Source organism: Chitinimonas violaceus (assembly GCF_052601015.1).
On the sequence record NZ_JBQXDJ010000221.1, the window covers coordinates 1 to 508 of the forward strand.

1 protein-coding gene is annotated in these 508 nt (G+C 52.4%); it reads left to right on the top strand.

From position 1 onward, the window contains the following. The coding region (locus ACUHMQ_RS21640) for a cadherin-like domain-containing protein (RefSeq protein ID WP_445297384.1) at positions 1-508 on the top strand (508 nt) is incomplete at both ends.

Genomic DNA, 508 nt, shown 5'->3' on the forward strand with positions numbered 1-508 from the left:
TGATGTGGATGTGGGTGACAGTTTGAAGGCAGTGCGAATCGATACACTGCCTGCTGCCGGCGCGCTGAATCTGAATGGCGTTGGAGTACAGGCCGGACAGATAATTGCTGTGGCAAAGCTTAGTGAGATGGTCTTTACACCGGTTGCGAATGCCAATGGAAACAACTACGCCAACTTCACTTTCTCGGTACAAGATCAGGCAAATACCTTTGACACCGTACCGAATACGATAGTTATCGATGTCACCCCGGTCGATGATTTGCCTGTCATCAGCGCGGGCAGCGGCAGGGTGGTTGAGAGCACTCAGCCCAGTGCCACAGGCAATCTGTCTGCAACCGATGTGGATAACCCCAGTCTTGCCTTTGTACCGGCAGCTCATTTAGGCCAATACGGCAGTTTGAGTATCGATGCCACAGGCAAGTGGACCTACACCCTGGATAACCGTGCAGAGTTATTGAAAGAGGGAGAAGTCCGCGATGAGTCCTTCACGGTTACGCTTAACGATGGC